Source organism: Siccirubricoccus phaeus, assembly GCF_008360935.1.
Classification (GTDB): Bacteria; Pseudomonadota; Alphaproteobacteria; order Acetobacterales; family Acetobacteraceae; genus Siccirubricoccus; species Siccirubricoccus phaeus.
On the sequence record NZ_SRXO01000001.1, the window covers coordinates 201,620 to 217,692 of the forward strand.

The window sequence follows — 16,073 nt, forward strand, 5'->3', positions numbered from 1 at the left end:
ACCATGGATCTCCGCTTCACCGAAGAGGAAATCGCCTTCCGCCGGGAGGTGCGCGATTTCATCGCCAGGGAGCTGCCGGCGGCGACGCGGGAGCGCATGATCGCCGGCAAATCCCCCACCAAGGAGATGGTGGTGGAATGGCAGCGCAAGCTGAACGCCCGCGGCTGGGCCGCGCCGGAATGGCCGAAGGAGGCCGGCGGCCCGGGCTGGAGCCTGGCGCAGCGCTACATCTTCCGCGAGGAGCTGCAGCAGGCGCCGGCGCCCTCGCCGCTCGGCTTCAACATCAACATGTGCGGGCCGGTCATCATCGAATTCGGCACCGAGGCGCAGAAGCAGCGCTTCCTGCCGCGCATGCTGAACCTCGACGATTGGTGGTGCCAGGGCTTCTCCGAGCCCGGGGCCGGCTCCGACCTCGCCAGCCTGAAGACGCGGGCGGTGCGGGAGGGCGACCACTACGTCGTCAACGGCCAGAAGACCTGGACCACCCTGGCGCAGCATGCCGACTGGATCTTCCTGCTGGTCCGCACCGATCCGACTGCGAAGAAGCAGGAGGGGATTTCCTTCCTGCTGGTGGACATGAAGACGCCGGGGATCACGGTGCGCCCGATCATCACCATTGAGGGCGGCCACGAGGTCAACGAGGTGTTCTTCGACGATGTGAAGGTGCCGGTCGAGAACCTGGTCGGCGAGGAGAACCGCGGCTGGGATTGCGCCAAGTTCCTGCTGGGCAATGAGCGCTTCGGCCAGGCCCGGGTCGGCGCCAGCCGGGAGCGGATCCGCCGGCTGAAGGTCATCGCCCAGGAAAGCATGGATGGCGGCCGGCCGCTGATGGAGGACCCGGATTTCCGCCGCAAGGTGACGGAGATCGAGGTCGAGCTGAAGGCCCTCGAGATGACCGTCATGCGCGTCATCGCCACCGAGACCAAGCGGAAGGACAAGAAGCCCGATCCCGCGACCTCCGTCCTCAAGATCAAGGGCACCGAGATCCAGCAGATGTGCGCCGAGCTGCTGATGAAGGCGGCCGGCCCCTATGCCTGGGTGGATGGCGACCCGGAGGGCGAGGATGACGGCAACGAGGTGGATGTGGCGCCGGACTGGGCGCTCGGCCTGGCCGGCATCTACTTCAACTGGCGCAAGCAGAGCATCTATGGCGGGTCCAACGAGATCCAGCGCAACATCATGGCCAAAGCGTTTCTGGGGTTGTAACGCATCATGGATTTCGACCTGAGCGAGGAGCAGCGGCTGCTCCAGGACAGCCTGGCCAAGCTGCTGGCGGACAAGTACGGCTTCGAGCAGCGCAAGGCCTATCTGAAGTCGAAGGCAGGCTGGAGCACGGAGGTCTGGGGGCAGTTCGCCGAGCTCGGCCTGCTCGGCCTGCCCTTTGCCGAGGATGAGGGCGGCTTCGGCGGCGGCGCGGTGGAGACCATGCTGGTGGCCGAGCAGCTCGGCCGCGCCATCGCGCTGGAGCCCTGGCTGACCACGGTGGTGATCGGCGGCAGCTTCCTGCGCAACGGCGCCTCCGCCGAGCTGCGCGGGGAGCTGGTGCCAAAGATCGCCGCCGGCGAGCTCAAGCTCGCCTTCGCCCAGGTGGAGCGGCAGTCGCGCTACGATCTGTTCGACGTGCTGACCAGCGCGCGGAAGGATGGCAGCGGCTACGTGCTGAATGGCCGCAAGGGGTATGTGGTGCATGGCGATTCGGCGGAGAAGCTGATCGTCACCGCCCGCACCGCCGGCGGGCAGCGCGACCTGAAGGGCATCGGCGTCTTCCTGGTGGATGCCAATGCGCCCGGCGTGCAGCGCCGCGGCTACCGCACCGTGGACGGCCAGCGGGCGGCGGAAATCGAGCTCTCCGACGTGCGGGCCGAGGCGGTGCTGGGCAACCCGGAGAACGGCCTGCCCCTGGTGGACCAGGTGGTGGATGAGGCGATCGCCGCCCTGGCGGGGGAGGCGGTGGGTGCCATGCAGGTCGCCCATGACATGACCGTGGACTACATGAAGACCCGCCAGCAATTCGGCCGCCCCATCGGCAGCTTCCAGGCGCTGCAGCACCGCGCCGCGGACATGCTGGTGGCGCTGGAGCAGGCGCGGTCCATGTCGCTCTTCGCCGCCATGGCGGTGGCGGAGCGGGACCCGGCGGAACGGCGCAAATCCATGGCGGCGGTGAAGGTGCAGATCGGCCGCTCCGCCCGCTTCGTCGGGCAGCAGAGCATCCAGCTCCATGGCGGCATCGCCATGACCATCGAGTATGCCTGCGGCCACTACTTCAAGCGGCTGACGGTGAATGACGCGATGTTCGGGGATGCGGACCACTATGTCCGCTACCTGTCGGACACCGGCGGGCTGGTGCAGGCGGCCTAGGGGTTGGCGCTGGGAACCGGCGGGTAAGGTTGGGGGCTCTGCCCATTGGCGGCAGCGCCCCCAAACCCCCCCCCCGGCCCTCGGTGTGAGTCGGCAGGTTCAACCCACGGGTCCGAAACTCGGACCGGGGTCCGGGGAGGAGTATCCTCCCCGGCGGGGGTTTGGGGGCGGAGCCCCCAACCTTGCTCGCCGCAGCATCCACCGTCGAAAACCGTTTGCACAATAACGGATGTTGCGGTTCCATAGCGGCGCTTCGCAGCTGCAGCGAAACCGGGGGCTGACATGGGTGAATGGTCTGTTGCGCGCCGCCTTCTCCTGGGGGGAGCCGCCGCGACCCTGGCGTTGCCGCGCCTCGGCCGCGCCCAGGGGGGGGGCGCCGGGGGGCCGATCCGCATCGGCGAGATCAACTCCTACTCCTCCCAGCCCGCCTTCCTGCAGCCCTACCGCAATGCCTGGACCCTGGCGGCGGAGCAGGTGAATGCCGCGGGCGGCATCAAGGGCCGGCCGCTGGAGACGCTGCACCGCGACGATGCCGGCAAGCCGGAGGACGCCGTGCGCCTGGCGGGCGAGCTGGTGAATGCCGAGCGGGTGGCGCTGCTCTCCGGCGGGTTCCTCTCCAATGTCGGCCTCGCCATCGCGGATTTCGCCAACCAGAACAAGCGGCTCTTCGTGGCGTCGGAGCCGCTGACGGATGCCATCGTCTGGGGTCGCGGCAACGCCTATACCTTCCGGCTGCGCGCCAGCACCTACATGCAATCCGCCATGCTGGTGGAGGAGGCGGCGAAGCTGCCGGCGAAGCGCTGGGCGACGGTCGCGCCGAATTACGAATACGGCCAATCCGCCGTGCGCTGGTTCAAGGAGCTGCTGACGCGGGCGAAGCCGGATGTGCAATTCGTCGCGGAGCAATTCCCGGCGCTCGGCCGCATCGATGCCGGTGCCACAGTGCAGGCGCTGGCGGCGGCGAATCCGGAAGCGATCTTCAACGTCACCTTCGGCGCCGACCTGACCAATTTCGTCCGCCAAGGCGCGACGCGCGGGCTGTTCGAGCGGCGGAGCGTCGTCTCCCTGCTGACCGGCGAGCCGGAATATCTCGACCCGCTGCAGGATGAGGCGCCGGAGGGCTGGATCGTCACCGGCTACCCCTGGGAGCAGATCAACACGCCGGAACACGCCGCCTTCCGCGAGGCCTATCGGCGCCGGTTCAACGACTACCCGCGGCTCGGCAGCGTGGTGGGCTACGACACGGTGATGGCGATCGCCGCCATGCTGAAGAAGGCGAGCGCGGTGGAGACCGAGCCGATGGTGGCGGCGATGAAGGGGCTGCAATTCCAATCGGTGTTCGGCCCGGTGGAATTCCGCGCCGTCGACCACCAATCCACCATGGGCGCCTTCGTCGGCCGCACCGTGCTGCGCAACGGCAAGGGCACCATGGCGGAGTGGCGCTACGCCGACGGCAAGAACTACCTACCGTCGGATGAGGTGGTGCGGACGCTGCGGCCCCAAGGCTGATCGAGGCCACTCTGCTCGAGAATCTGATCCTCCAGGCGCTGAGCGGCCTGGCAAGCGCGTCCTCGCTCTTCCTGGTGGCGTCGGGGCTGACGGTGATCTTCGGCGTCAGCCGGATCGTCAATTTCGCGCATGGCTCCTTCTACATGCTGGGCGCCTACCTGGCCTGGACGCTGGTGACCAGCCTGCCGCGCGGGCATCTCGGCTTCTGGGGCGGGGTGCTGGGTGCCGCGCTGCTGGTGGGCGTCATCGGGCTGGTGGTGGAGATGCTGCTGCTGCGACGCATCTACCGGGCGCCGGAGCTGTTCCAGCTGCTCGCCACCTTCGGGGTGGTGCTGGTGGTGCAGGATGTGGCGCTGCTCACCTGGGGGGCGCAGGATCTGCTGGGGCCGCGGGCACCGGGATTGCGGGGCAGCACGGAGATCCTGGGGCTGCGCTTCCCGCTCTATGAGCTGTTCCTGATCGTGGTCGGGCCGGTGGTGCTGGGGCTGCTGCTGCTGCTGTTCCACCGCACCCGCTGGGGCACGCTGGTGCGGGCGGCGACGCAAGACCGGGAAATGGTGGGGGCGCTGGGGGTGAACCAGCGGATGCTGTTCACCTCGGTGTTCTTCCTCGGCTCCGTGCTGGCGGGGCTGGGCGGGGCGCTGCAGCTGCCGCGGGAGAGCGTGAACCTGCACATGGACCTCGCCATCATCACCGAGGCCTTCGTGGTGGTGGTGGTGGGCGGGCTCGGCAGCCTTTCCGGCGCGGCGCTGGCGGCGCTGCTGATCGGGGAGCTGCATGCCTTCGGCATCCTGGTCTTCCCGAAGATCACCCTGGTGCTGGTCTTCCTGGTGATGGCGGTGGTGCTGGTGGTGCGGCCGCATGGGCTGCGCGGCAAGCCGCAGCCCGCGGCGCACGGGGTGGCGGCGGCGGAACCGATGATCGGCGCGGCGCCGCGCGCGCTGAAGCTGGCGGGGGCGGTGGGGCTGGCGCTGGCGGTGGCGCTGCCGCCCTTCCTCGGCGATTACGCGCTGACGGTGCTGACGGAGATCGCCATCTGCATCCTGTTCGCCGCCTCGCTGCACCTCATCATGGGGCCGGGGGGCATGGCGAGCTTCGGCCATGCCGCCTATTTCGGCCTCGGCGCCTATGGTGCTGCGCTGGCGGCGACCTGGCTGGGCGTGCCGATGCTGGGGGGGATGCTGCTGGCGCCGGTGCTGGCGGGCATCTTCGGCGTGGTGTTCGGCTGGTTCTGCGTGCGGCTCTCCGGCGTCTATTCCGCCATGCTGACCCTGGCCTTCGCGCAGATCGCCTGGTCCGTCGCCTTCCAATGGGTGGAGGTGACGGGGGGCGACAACGGCATTCTTGGAGTTTGGCCGGATGCCTGGGCGGCGGGGAAGCTGACCTATTACTACCTGGCGCTGGCGCTGTGCCTGGGTGGCACCTTGCTGCTGCGGCGGGTGGTACACGCGCCTTTCGGCTATGCGCTGCGGGCGCAAAGGGACAGTGCGCTGCGGGCGGAGGCGATCGGGATCGACGCCTTCCGCATCCGCTGGTGGGGATTCACTTTGGCGGCCGTCGCGGCGGGGGTGGCAGGCGGGCTGTTCGCCTATGGCAAGGGCAGCGTCTTTCCCACCTACCTCGCCATTCCGCGCAGCGTGGATGCCCTGCTGATGGTGCTGCTGGGCGGGGTGCAGACGCTGACGGGGCCGATCATCGGCGCCATCGCCTATACCGGGTTGCAGGAACAGCTCATGCGGCTGCTGGAGTATTGGCGGCTGGTGCTGGGGGCGGTGATCATCCTGCTGGTGCTGTTCTTCCCCCAGGGGCTGGCCGGCGCGGCGCGCGCGATGTGGGAGCGGCGCCATGGCGACGCTTGAGGTGGAGGGCATCCAGAAAAGCTTCGGCGGCGTGCAGGCGGTGCGGGGCGTCTCCTTCGCCGTCGAGCCCGGCGAGATGCTGGCGCTGATCGGGCCGAACGGCGCCGGCAAATCCACCTGCTTCAACATGCTGAACGGGCAACTGCAGCCGGATGCCGGGCGGGTGCGGCTGAAGGGGCGGGACATCACCGGGCTGAAGCCGCGGCAGGTCTGGCGCCTCGGCGTGGGGCGGACCTTCCAGGTCACCGCCACCTTCGGCTCCATGACGGTGCGGGAGAATGTGCAGATGGCGCTGCTCTCCCACCATCATCGCCTCGGCCAGCTCTGGCGGCCGGTGGCGCGGATGGATGCGGCGGAGGCGGAGGCGCTGCTGGCGCGGCTCGGCATGGCGGGGCAGGCGGGGCGGCCCTGCGGGATTCTCGCCTATGGCGATTTGAAGCGGGTGGAGCTGGCGATCGCGCTGGCCAACCAGCCCGCCCTGCTGCTGATGGATGAGCCGACGGCGGGGATGGCGCCGCAGGAGCGGGTCTCGCTGATGGCGCTGACGGCGGAGATCGCGCGGGAGAGGGGGATCGCCGTGCTGTTCACCGAGCACGACATGGATGTGGTGTTCAGCCATGCCGACCGCATCCTGGTGCTGGACCGCGGCGCGCTGATCGCCGAGGGCGCGCCGCAGGCGGTGCGCAACGATCCGCGGGTGCGGGAGGTCTATCTCGGCTCCGGCGCCACCTCGGGGCACTGACGATGCTGCGCGTTTCTGGCCTCTCCGCCCATTACGGCCGCGCCCATATCCTGGAGGATGTGGCGCTGGAAGTGGCGGCGGGAGAGGTGGTGGTGCTGCTCGGCCGCAACGGCGCGGGCAAGAGCACGACGATGAAGGCGATCATGGGTCTGGTGCCGTCCAGCGCCGGGCGGGTGGAATTCGACGGGGCGGAAATCACCGGGCGGGAGCCGTTCGAGATCGCGCGGCGCGGCCTGGGCTATGTGCCAGAGGAACGGCGCATCTTCACCGAGCTGACGGTGCTGGAGAATCTGGAGGTGGGACGACGGCCAGCGATGGCGGGCCAGGCGCCCTGGACGCCGGCGCGGCTGTTCGAGCTGTTCCCGAGCCTTGGCCGGATGCAGGACCGGGCCGGCGGGCGGATGAGCGGCGGCGAGCAGCAGATGCTGACCATCGCCCGCACCCTGATGGGCAACCCCCGCCTGATCCTGCTGGACGAGCCGAGCGAGGGGCTGGCGCCGGTGGTGGTGGAGCGGATGGCGGAGGCGATCGTCACGCTGAAGGCGAGCGGGCTGGGCATCCTGCTCTCGGAGCAGAACCTCCATTTCGCGCGCGGGGTAAGCGACCGGGCGACGATCATCGAAAAGGGACGGATCCGGTGGAGCGGAACGATCCCGGCGCTGCTGGAGGCGGAGGAGGTGCGGGAGCAATACCTTTCGGTGTGAGGGGCTTTGTTCCCCTCAAGCTCCCCCGTCGGGGTTCGCATCGACGATGCACGGCATCGTCGGTGGGTCGTCCGCCGCGTCCCTGGATCAGGCCGGTGCCTGGCAAGGCCCTGGCCGCACAAGGGCCAGGGAGGCCCGGCGCCGGGAGGCGAGTCCCATGCCCCTCGGGCATGCTCGATCTTCGGTCGATTGGCGACAGCGATTCAGCGGGCATCGGTCACCGGAGCATTCCCGGTTCGCCTGCGCTCACCGGAGATGTTCCAGGCTGCCGTTCATGCCGCCCGGGGCGATCCGCCCCAGCGCAGGATCGGTTGAGCTTCGCTCATCCACGCCGCTCCGGCATTGTCCGGTTGCGCGATCACGGTTGCGATCGATTCGCCCGCAACCGACCATGGTTCGGAAAATGTGACGTCTGGAGCAGCTTATCTCCGATAGGAGGCTGCTCTGGCGCGGTCTCGCGCTGGCTGTGCAGCGTGAAACCGCTCCAGCTCATTGGTTGCAGGGCAGATTGAGGCCTCCGGGGGTTCCGCCCTCCGGCGATCTGCTTTAGCGGCGGCGTGCCTTGCGGGCGGCGTAGCGAGCATCGCGGGCGGCCTTCTGCTCGGCCGCCAGGGCAAGGGCGCGTGCCTTCTTTTCGGCGTCCAGGATCTCCGCACGGGTGCGGTGTTCGGCTTCCAGGGCTGCCTGGCGCGCTGCTTCCTCGGCCTCGCGGGCCAGCTTGGCGGCCTGCTCGGCGGCGAGTCGTTCCGCTTCGGCGGCACGGGCGGCCTTGCGCTCGGCGGCGCGGGCCTCGCGGGCGATGGCGACCGCCTTGCGGGCCGCCTGCTGTTCGAGAACCGCAGGGTCATCGGCCGCCGGCCGGGCCCGGAACTTTTCCAATATCGCTTGCTTGGCGGCCGCCGCAGCCTTCAGGCGGGCGTTGAAATGGTCTTTTTCGTAAGAAAGCATGGGCGCTGCTTACCAGCAGATACGCCGGATGTACAGAGGCACAGCCAAACTCAAGGGTTCCAAGGGCCTTTCGGCCCTTGGCGGGGAGAGTTTGAGAGGGGCAGCGCCCCTCTCAAGACCTCGCCGACGACTCGCACCTCCTCCCCGATGGCGAGCATCGCCGCCACGATCAGCCCGCGCTGCACCAGGCGTTCGGCCATCGCCTCGCCGGAGTCCAGCGCCGCGGCCACGACGTCTTCGGGCAGCGCGCCGACCTCCACCGTCACCGGCAGCTCGCCCAAATCGCTGTCCGGGTCCAGGCTCACCGCCGGGGCGCGGCGGATGGCGGGGTGTTCGGCATTCACCGCGTTGGCGATCACCGTCGCCGCCGCATCGGCCTGCGCCGCCTGCGCCGCCAGCACCGCCACCGCATCGGCGATGCCGAGCGAGAAGCTCCGTCCCGGCCAGCCGCTGGTGGCGATGCCGCGCACCGGGTCCGCGGCGGTGAGGCGCACCAAGCCGCCCGGCACCGCCTCCTCCAGCCGGCGCACCAGGCCGACGCGCAGGGTCTCGCCGGGCGCGAGGAAGACCGCGATGTCGCCGCCATTGTTCACATGCGCGGTGGCGAGGCCCGGTACCGTGGTGATGGCGGCCAGCACCTCCTCCGCCACCGCGCCCGCCACCGCCGCCATGGGGGTGATGAAGCCGGTGCGGTAGGGCCAGCAGGCTTCCAGCATCCGTCGTGCCACGCGGCCACGCAGCGGCGGCGGATCGGCGCCGAGCGGTGTGCGGAGCAGGGGCAGCTCCGCCACCAGCCCGGCGAGCAACCCGTCGAAGGCCCGGGCGGCGCGGCGGTGCGCCTCGGCCATGGCGGCGCGGGTGCCTTCCACGCCGATCACCAGGTCGATCGGGCCCTCCTGCAGATGCAGGCGGCCATCGGGGAGGAAGGCGCTTACGGCACCGGCCACTGGTTCTCCGCCTGCCAGGGTTCGTGCCGGGCGGTGGCGCCATAGGCGGCCAGCACCTCGCGCAGCGGCAGCGCATGGGCGACATGGCCGCCGAGCCTGGCGTAGCGCTCGGCATCGAGGGTGAATTCGATGGGCGCGACCAGCGCCGGGGTCGGGACGTAGCCGAAGGCGCCTTCGGGCACCTTCAGGACATCCGCCATGATGGTGATGCCGCCGCCGGGCCAGAGCGTCGCGGGCGCGCCGCCGATGGTGACGCGGACCAGCGATTGCTGCACGGCGCGCGTCAGCAATATGGGGTTCTCGGTGACGCCGGCGCGGAGGCTGCCGCCGGCGCCGGCCATGAAGAGGATGGAGGTCAGCGCCGGCTCGCAATTCTCGCCGATGCGCTCGACGGTTTGCAGCACCTCGGGCGGGGTCGGCGCCGGCACCGGGCGGAGATTCTCGTCGAGTTCCAGGTACAGATGGTCCTCGCCCGTGGTGCTGGTGAGCAGGAGGCGGAGACCGGGCCAGGCAGTCTTCCGGTCGATGCTCTCGATGATGGCGAGCGGGTCGGTGATATCCGTCCCGCCCCAGCCGGTGCCGGGATGCGCCACCTGGAAGTAGCGGCCGGGCGTGGAGCGGCGGCCGCGCACGCGGATGCCGGCGGGCTGGATGTTCAGGCATTTGCCGGCCTGGTGCTCCGACAGCACGCCGGTGATGTGGTCGTCCACCACGATCACCTCATCCACATGGCCGTGCCATTGCTGGGCGAAGATGCCGATGGTGGCGCTGCCGCAGCCGACGCGCATCCGCGCCTCCGGCACGCCGTTCACGATGGGGGCGGCGCCGGCCTGCAGCACGAGTTTCGCGCCGCCGTCGATGGTGACCTCGACGGGCTGCTTCTCGCACAGCGCCAGCATGGCGGCGCAGGTGACGTTGCCTTCCTTCTTGCTGCCGCCGGTGAGGTGGCGGACGCCGCCGAGGGAGAGCATCTGGCTGCCATACTCGGCGGTGGTGACATGGCCGATCTGCTCGCCATCGACGCGCACGGCGGCGGTCTCGGCGCCGAGATGGCGGTCGGTGTCGATCTTCACCTTCAGCCCGCAATAGCTGAAGATGCCCTCGGTCACGACGGTGACGGTATCGACGCCGTCATGCCGGCTGCTGACGATGAAGGGCGCCGGCTTGTAGTCCGGATAGGTGGTGCCGGCGCCGATGGCGGTGACGAAGGTGTCGCGCTCGGCGAGGAAGGGGACGGTCTGGCCGCCTTCCTCCAGCGTGCGTTCCAGCAGCACCAGGGGATCGACGCGGATGAGCGCGCCCTCCTGGTTCGCGTAGCGGCTGCAGGCGCCGCTGCGGCCGGGGCGGATGCGGCAGAGGACGGGGCAGGCATCGCAGCGGACGATGCCCTCATTGCCCTCGCGGGCGCCGAAGATGGTCGTGCGGTCCTGTGCGGCGGAGGTGGCCATGCGGTTGCTGCTGGCGGCATCCGCCATGCGGTCCGGCGTCGTGGCCTCATCCATGGCGCGGGGTACGCCGGCATTCGACTCGCGGTCCATGCTCATCGCCGCGCCTCCCGGATCGCCGCCAGCACGCGGTGGGGCAGGGCAGGCGCCCGGGTGATCCAGGCGCCGGTCGCGTGGTTGATGGCGGAGAAGATGGCCGGCGCGGTCGGCACCAGGGCCGGCTCGCCGATGCCCTTGGCACCGAAGGGGCCGAGCGGCTCGCGGTCCTCGATCAGCAGGCACTCGATCGCCGGCACGTCGCCCACCGTCGGGATCAGGTAGTCGTGCAGATTCTCGGTGCGGCCGGGGAGGTATTCCTCCATCAGGGCAAGGCCGATGCCCTGGGCGATGCCGCCATGGATCTGCCCCTCCACCATGGTGGGGTTGATGGTGCGGCCGACATCATGGGCGGCGACAATGCGTTCCAGATGCACGGTGCCGAGCTCCATATCGACCGAGAGCGCGGCGAGTTGCGCGGCGAAGCCATAGGTGGCGTAGGGCACGCCCTGGCCATCGGCGTCGAGCGGCACGGTCGGCGGGTCGAAGCGGCCGATGCCTTCCAGCGGCGCCTCCAGCGGCAGGGGGCGGCCATCCACATGCAGGATGCCGTCGCGGAGGTCCAGCTTCGCATCCTCGCCGGCATTGGCGCGCAGCAGGATCTGCCGGCGCAGCGCCAGCGCGGCGTCCTGCGCGGCGCGGCCGCTGACGAAGGTCTGGCGGCTGGCGCTGGTCTTGCCGGCGTCGAAGGTCAGGTCGGTGTCGTAGAGGACGAGGTGGATGTCTCTGGGCGGCAGGCCCAGCGCCTCCGCCAAGATCTGCAGCAGGATGGTGGTGCTGCCCTGGCCGATATCGACGGCGCCATTGTGGAAGGTGACGCCCTCCGGACCCAGCGTGACCCGCATGGTGGAGGGGTTGGACATGCCGGTATTGCCGATGCCGTACCACATGCAGGCGATCCCGACGCCATGCCGGCGCGAGCCGCCACCGGCGTTGCGGGAAGCGGCCGCGTCGCGCAGGGCGTGCCAGCGGGGGCGCAGCGCCTCCAGGCAGGCGACCAGCCCGACCGAATGGGTCAGCACCTGGCCGCTCGCCGTGGCATCCCCGGCGCGCAGCGCGTTGCGGAGGCGGAATTCCAGCCGGTCGAGTCCGGCGGCATCGGCGAGGCGGTCCCAGAGCGCTTCCTGGGCGATGGCGGCCTGGGGCACGCCGAAGCCGCGGAAGGCGCCCGAGGGCGGCTGGTGGGTGAGGATGGCGCGCGCCCGGGTGGCGACGGCCGGCACGCGATAGGGGCCCATGGCCTGCACCGGCACGCGGCCGGCGACGGTCGGGCCCCAACTCGCATAGGCGCCGGTGTCGTAGAGCCCCTCGAAGGCGAAACCGGTCAGGCGCCCCTCGGCGTCGCAGCCGGCGCGGGCGGCGATGCGGGCGGGGTGGCGCTTGGTGCTGCTGGCCATGCTTTCCGGGCGCGACCAGACGGCGCGCACCGGCCGGCGCAACAGCCAGGCGGCCACCGCCAGCATGGGCTGCACCGAGACATCCAGCTTGCCGCCGAAGCCGCCGCCACAGGCGGAGGGGATGATGCGCACGCGGTCCTGCGGGATGCCCAGTACCCCGGCGACCTCGTCCAGGTCCATATAGGGGGCCTGGGTGGTGGCGAAGACCTCGATCCTGTCCGATGCCTCGGGCCCGCCGCCCTCCGGGCGGACCATCTGCGCCCAGCCGGCTTCCGGCTCGATATAGGCGTGCTCGACGAAGCTGGTCTCGTACTCGCCCGCGGCGGTGAAGGCGCTGGCGGCCAGCGCCGCCTCGGCATCCCCGGCGCGGAGGCGGCCGGTGGCGAGGACATTCTCCGCCCAGCGGTCATGCAGCAGCGGGCCGGCGAGGGCGGCCGAAGGGTCGGTGAGGGCGGGCAGCACCTCCCAGGTGAGGGGCAGCTCCTCGAACCGCACCGCCTCCACCGCTTCGCGGCTGCCGACCAGGGCGGCGATGCAGTCGCCGCGATAGCGGACCAGGCCGTCGCAGAAGACCGGCTGGTCCTTGATGTCCGGATAGACGCCGAAGCCGTTGCGGCCGGGGATGTCGGCGGCGGTCAGCACCCGCTCCAGCCCGGGGTGGCGGGCGAGCAGGGGGGCGCAATCGCCGAGGGTGAAGCGGGCATGGGCGTGCGGGCTGCGGATCGGCTTCAGCCAGAGCGCATCGGAAGGCGCCGCATCCGCGCCGAAGAGGGCGGTGCCGGTGACGCGGGCGGGGCCGTCCACCCGCGGCAGGCGCTCGCCCACCGCACCGGCGGAGGACGGCGCCTCGGCCTCGCGGAAGAGATGCGCGGCCTGGATCGCCTCCAGGATCTTGCGGTAGCCGGTGCAGCGGCAGAGCACGCCGCCGATGGCGTCCATGGCCGCGCCTTCATCGGGCTGCGGCGAGGCGCGCAGCAGGGGCAGGGCGGCCATCAGCATGCCGGGGGTGCAGATGCCGCATTGCGCCGCGCCATGCGCCAGGAAGGCGCGCTGCAGCGCGGCGCCCCAGGGGTCGGCGGCCAGGCCTTCCACCGTCTCCACCGCCTGGCCGGCGGCCTGGGCCAGCGGGACGAGGCAGGCGCAGGCGGGCGCCCCGGCGAGCAGCACGGTGCAGGCGCCGCAATCGCCGGCATCGCAGCCGACCTTGGTGCCGGTGAGGCCAAGCTCCTCCCGCAGCACGGCGGTGAGGCGCTGGTCCGGCGGCGCCACCACCGCATGGGGGGCGCCGTTGACCGTCAGGGCGAAGGGCGGGGCGCTCATGCCGCTTGGCTCCCCCCTTGGGCCTGCGGGGCGGCGAGGCCGGCCAGCAGCCGGCGCAGCAGCACCAGGGCGGCGTGGCGGCGGTACTCGGCGGTGGCGCGGACGTCGTCGATGGGGGAGAGGGGGGCGAGGTGCTCGGGGGCGGCCAGAGCGGCGGCCTCCTCCGGCCTGGCGCCGATGAGCGCGGCCTCCAGCTCCGGCAGGCGCTGCGCCACGGGCGAGCAGGCGCCGATGGCGAGGCGGGCGGCGGCGATGCGGCCCGAGTCGATCTCCAGCAGCCCGGCGACCATGGCGATGGAAATGACGAGGTAGGACCGCGCGCCAAGCTTGAGGAAGGCGCTGCGCGTCTCGCCTGCAGGTTTCGGCACCAGGATCGCGGTGGCGATCTCATCCGGCGCCAGGGCGGTGCGGCGGTTGCCGAGGATGAACGCCCCGAGCGGCAGGCGCCGCGTGCCGCGCCGGCTGGCCAGCTCCACCTCGGCCTCCAGGGTGAGCAGCGGCGGCACGCCATCCGCGGCCGGGGAGGCGTTGCAGAGATTGCCTAGCACTGTCCCCCGCGCCTGCACCTGCACCCCGCCGACCTGTCGCGCCGCCTGGCGCAGCCCGTCGAACCAGGGGGGCAGGGGGGCGTCGCGCAGCGCCGCCCAGGTCACGCCGGCGCCGATGCGGTGGTGGTCGCCCCGGTCCTCGATGCCGGCGAGGCCGAGGCCGGACAGGTCCAGCACCGGGCGCGGCGCGTAGCGTCCCCAGGCCTCCGCCACGGCGCGGGCGGGATAGACATCCGTTCCCCCGGCCAGCAGCAGCGGCGCTTCCGGCGCGCCGGCCAGCAGGGACAAGGCCTCAGCGAGACTTGCGGGTTTGCGGTCGCCGCTCATGGCTCCTGCCAATCGTTTGCAGGATAACGAGCTTAGCCAGCCCTGGTTTGCGGCTCAACCGAAATCAGGTGAGATCGCGCAACAAGCGTGCCAGCCGCGCCGCATCGGAAGGCGAGAGCGGCGCCAGGGTGGCGGCGGTGATGGCCTTGGCCTTGGCCACCCAGCCGGGCAGCGCCGCCTCCGCCGCCGGCGTCAGCGCCACCAGCAGCAGGCGGGCATCGCCGGGGTCCTTCTGCCGCACCACCAGGCCGCGGGCCATCAGCCGGGTGACCACCCCTTTCACGGTGGGCGGGTCCATGGCCAGCATGCGGCCGAGCAGATTCTGCGAGAGCGGGCCGCGCTGCGACAGGGTGACGAGGGTGGCGAATTGCATGGAGGTCGGCCCATCCTCCCCCATGATGCCCTGGAACAGCGCGAGATGCCGCTGATAGGCGCGGCGGAGCAGATGCCCCACCTGCGCCTCCAACGCGTAATCGCTCGGGTCCCCGTCGCTCATTCGCCATTTCTAGGCTTATGATCCGGGCTGGGCTAGGCTGGTGGTGATACCGGCGCCCGCAGGGCCGGCCGGTATCGCGCGCAGGCGCGCCCTCTGCCGTGGCTTCGCCTTGGATGGGCCGCGGAGTGGCGCGCGCGTGAGACCTGTATGGGGAGAGATGACGCGATGGCGTTGGAGGCGGCGACGGGGCCCGCGAAGGGCCGCACCCTGGTGCGCAATATCGGCCTGCTGCTCTCCGGCGACCTGGCCGCGCCGGTGCTGGCGGCGGAGGCGATCCTGGTCGAGGACGGGAAGATCGCCGCCCTCGGCAGCGTCGCGGAGCTGAAGGACCGCGGCCCCTTCACCGGGGAGATCGACGCGCATGGCTGCGCCGTCTCGCCCGGGCTGGTGGACAGCCATGTGCATCCGGTGGTGGGCGACTGGACGCCGCGGCAGAACCAGATCGGCTGGGTGGAGAGTTTTCTCAATGGCGGCGTGACCACCATGATCTCGGCCGGCGAGGTGCATTCGCCGGGGCGGCCGCGCGACATCACCGGGCTGAAGGCGCATGCCATCTTCGCCCAGCGCAGTTTTTTCAACATGCGCCCCGCGGGGGTGAAGGTGCTGGCGGGGGCGCCGGTGCTGGAGAAGGGCATGGTCGAATCGGACTTTTCCGAATTGGCCGCGGCCGGCGTGACCTTGCTGGGCGAGATCGGGCTCGGCTCGGTCAAGGCGGGCTACGAGGCGCGGGAGATGGTCGCCTGGGCCCGCAAGCATGGCATCCAGAGCACCATCCATACCGGCGGGCCCTCGGTGCCCGGCAGCGGCTATATCGACAAGGACACGGTGCTGGAGGCCGACGCCGACATCATCGGCCATATCAATGGCGGCCATACCAGCCTGCCGGAAGGCCATGTCTGCGAACTCTGCGAGCGGTCGAGCCGCGCCATCGAGATCGTCCATAACGGCAATGAGCGGGTGGCGATCGCGGCGGTGCAGGCGGCGCGGGACCTGGGCCAGCTTCACCGCGTCATCCTGGGCACGGACAGCCCGGCCGGCTCCGGCGTGCAGCCGCTGGGCATATTGCGGCTGATCTCGCTGCTTTCTGCGCTCGGCGGCATTCCGGCGGCGCAGGCCATCGCGCTGGCCACCGGCAACACCGCCCGCATCCGCAAGCTGGAGGCCGGGCTGATCGAGGTGGGACGGTCGGCGGACCTGGTCTTCCTCGACCGGGCGCAGCATACGGCGGGGCGCGACCTGTTGCAGAGCATCGAGCTGGGCGACATCCCGGGCATCGGCGGGGTGATGATCGACGGCGCCATGCGCTGCTTCCGCAGCCGCAACACGCCGCCGGCGGAGCGGGTGCCCGAGGTGCTGGGGCACTGAGTCTTCCCCACG

The 16,073-nt window shown here is 70.9% G+C and carries 13 protein-coding genes; 7 read left to right on the top strand and 6 right to left on the bottom strand.

The features are described from left to right. The first annotated feature begins 3 nt into the window (after positions 1 to 3). The 6 genes from E5N76_RS00910 to E5N76_RS00935 all read left to right on the top strand — a co-directional run bounded on the left by E5N76_RS00910 (position 4) and on the right by E5N76_RS00935 (position 7,172). On the top strand, positions 4 to 1,206 hold the full coding sequence (locus E5N76_RS00910) for an acyl-CoA dehydrogenase family protein (RefSeq protein WP_149535415.1): 1,203 nt from the start codon (positions 4 to 6) through the stop codon (positions 1,204 to 1,206). Positions 1,207 to 1,212: 6 nt separating this feature from the next. Then, a complete protein-coding gene (locus tag E5N76_RS00915; RefSeq protein WP_149535416.1) occupies positions 1,213 to 2,358 on the top strand; it encodes an acyl-CoA dehydrogenase family protein in 1,146 nt (381 codons plus the stop codon). A 282-nt stretch (positions 2,359 to 2,640) separates the two neighbouring features. Next, a complete protein-coding gene (locus E5N76_RS00920) occupies positions 2,641 to 3,867 on the top strand; it encodes an ABC transporter substrate-binding protein (protein WP_149535417.1) in 1,227 nt (408 codons plus the stop codon). Positions 3,868 to 3,941: 74 nt separating this feature from the next. Further along, positions 3,942 to 5,726 carry an ABC transporter permease gene (locus E5N76_RS00925; RefSeq protein WP_235907523.1) on the top strand — a complete coding sequence of 595 codons (1,785 nt, stop codon included), beginning with the start codon at positions 3,942 to 3,944 and terminating at the stop codon, positions 5,724 to 5,726. Continuing rightward, positions 5,713 to 6,468: an ABC transporter ATP-binding protein gene (locus E5N76_RS00930; protein ID WP_149535419.1), complete on the top strand. Its 756-nt coding sequence runs from the start codon at positions 5,713 to 5,715 to the stop codon at positions 6,466 to 6,468. The genes E5N76_RS00925 and E5N76_RS00930 overlap by 14 nt, the downstream gene beginning before the upstream one ends. A 2-nt stretch (positions 6,469 to 6,470) precedes the next feature. Then, positions 6,471 to 7,172 (top strand): ABC transporter ATP-binding protein, encoded by a 702-nt coding sequence (locus E5N76_RS00935; protein WP_149535420.1) that lies wholly within the window; start codon positions 6,471 to 6,473, stop codon positions 7,170 to 7,172. A 546-nt stretch (positions 7,173 to 7,718) separates the two neighbouring features. Here the strand turns inward: E5N76_RS00935 and E5N76_RS00940 are convergent. The 6 genes from E5N76_RS00940 to E5N76_RS00960 all read right to left on the bottom strand — a co-directional run bounded on the left by E5N76_RS00940 (position 7,719) and on the right by E5N76_RS00960 (position 14,696). After that, complete coding sequence (locus E5N76_RS00940; protein ID WP_149535421.1) at positions 7,719 to 8,120, bottom strand: DUF6481 family protein; 402 nt, start codon at positions 8,118 to 8,120, stop codon at positions 7,719 to 7,721. Between the two features lie 50 nt (positions 8,121 to 8,170). After that, the gene (locus tag E5N76_RS29990) at positions 8,171 to 9,067 is read right to left on the bottom strand and encodes a UPF0280 family protein (RefSeq protein WP_207791825.1); all 897 of its coding nucleotides are present in this window, start codon (positions 9,065 to 9,067) and stop codon (positions 8,171 to 8,173) included. After that, on the bottom strand, positions 9,052 to 10,611 hold the full coding sequence (locus E5N76_RS29995) for a 6-hydroxynicotinate reductase (RefSeq protein WP_235907524.1): 1,560 nt from the start codon (positions 10,609 to 10,611) through the stop codon (positions 9,052 to 9,054). The genes E5N76_RS29990 and E5N76_RS29995 overlap by 16 nt, the downstream gene beginning before the upstream one ends. Beyond that, positions 10,608 to 13,325, bottom strand: coding sequence for a molybdopterin-dependent oxidoreductase (locus tag E5N76_RS00950; protein ID WP_149535423.1), 2,718 nt, complete (start codon positions 13,323 to 13,325; stop codon positions 10,608 to 10,610). The genes E5N76_RS29995 and E5N76_RS00950 overlap by 4 nt, the downstream gene beginning before the upstream one ends. Next, positions 13,322 to 14,200 carry an FAD binding domain-containing protein gene (locus tag E5N76_RS00955; RefSeq protein WP_149535424.1) on the bottom strand — a complete coding sequence of 293 codons (879 nt, stop codon included), beginning with the start codon at positions 14,198 to 14,200 and terminating at the stop codon, positions 13,322 to 13,324. Before E5N76_RS00955 ends, E5N76_RS00950 begins: the two co-directional genes overlap by 4 nt. 64 nt (positions 14,201 to 14,264) lie before the next feature. After that, positions 14,265 to 14,696: a MarR family winged helix-turn-helix transcriptional regulator gene (locus tag E5N76_RS00960; RefSeq protein ID WP_149535425.1), complete on the bottom strand. Its 432-nt coding sequence runs from the start codon at positions 14,694 to 14,696 to the stop codon at positions 14,265 to 14,267. A gap of 147 nt (positions 14,697 to 14,843) precedes the next feature. Here E5N76_RS00960 and E5N76_RS00965 point away from each other — a divergent pair, with 147 nt between their 5' ends. Then, positions 14,844 to 16,061: an amidohydrolase family protein gene (locus E5N76_RS00965; RefSeq protein WP_235907526.1), complete on the top strand. Its 1,218-nt coding sequence runs from the start codon at positions 14,844 to 14,846 to the stop codon at positions 16,059 to 16,061. Positions 16,062 to 16,073 lie beyond the last annotated feature (12 nt).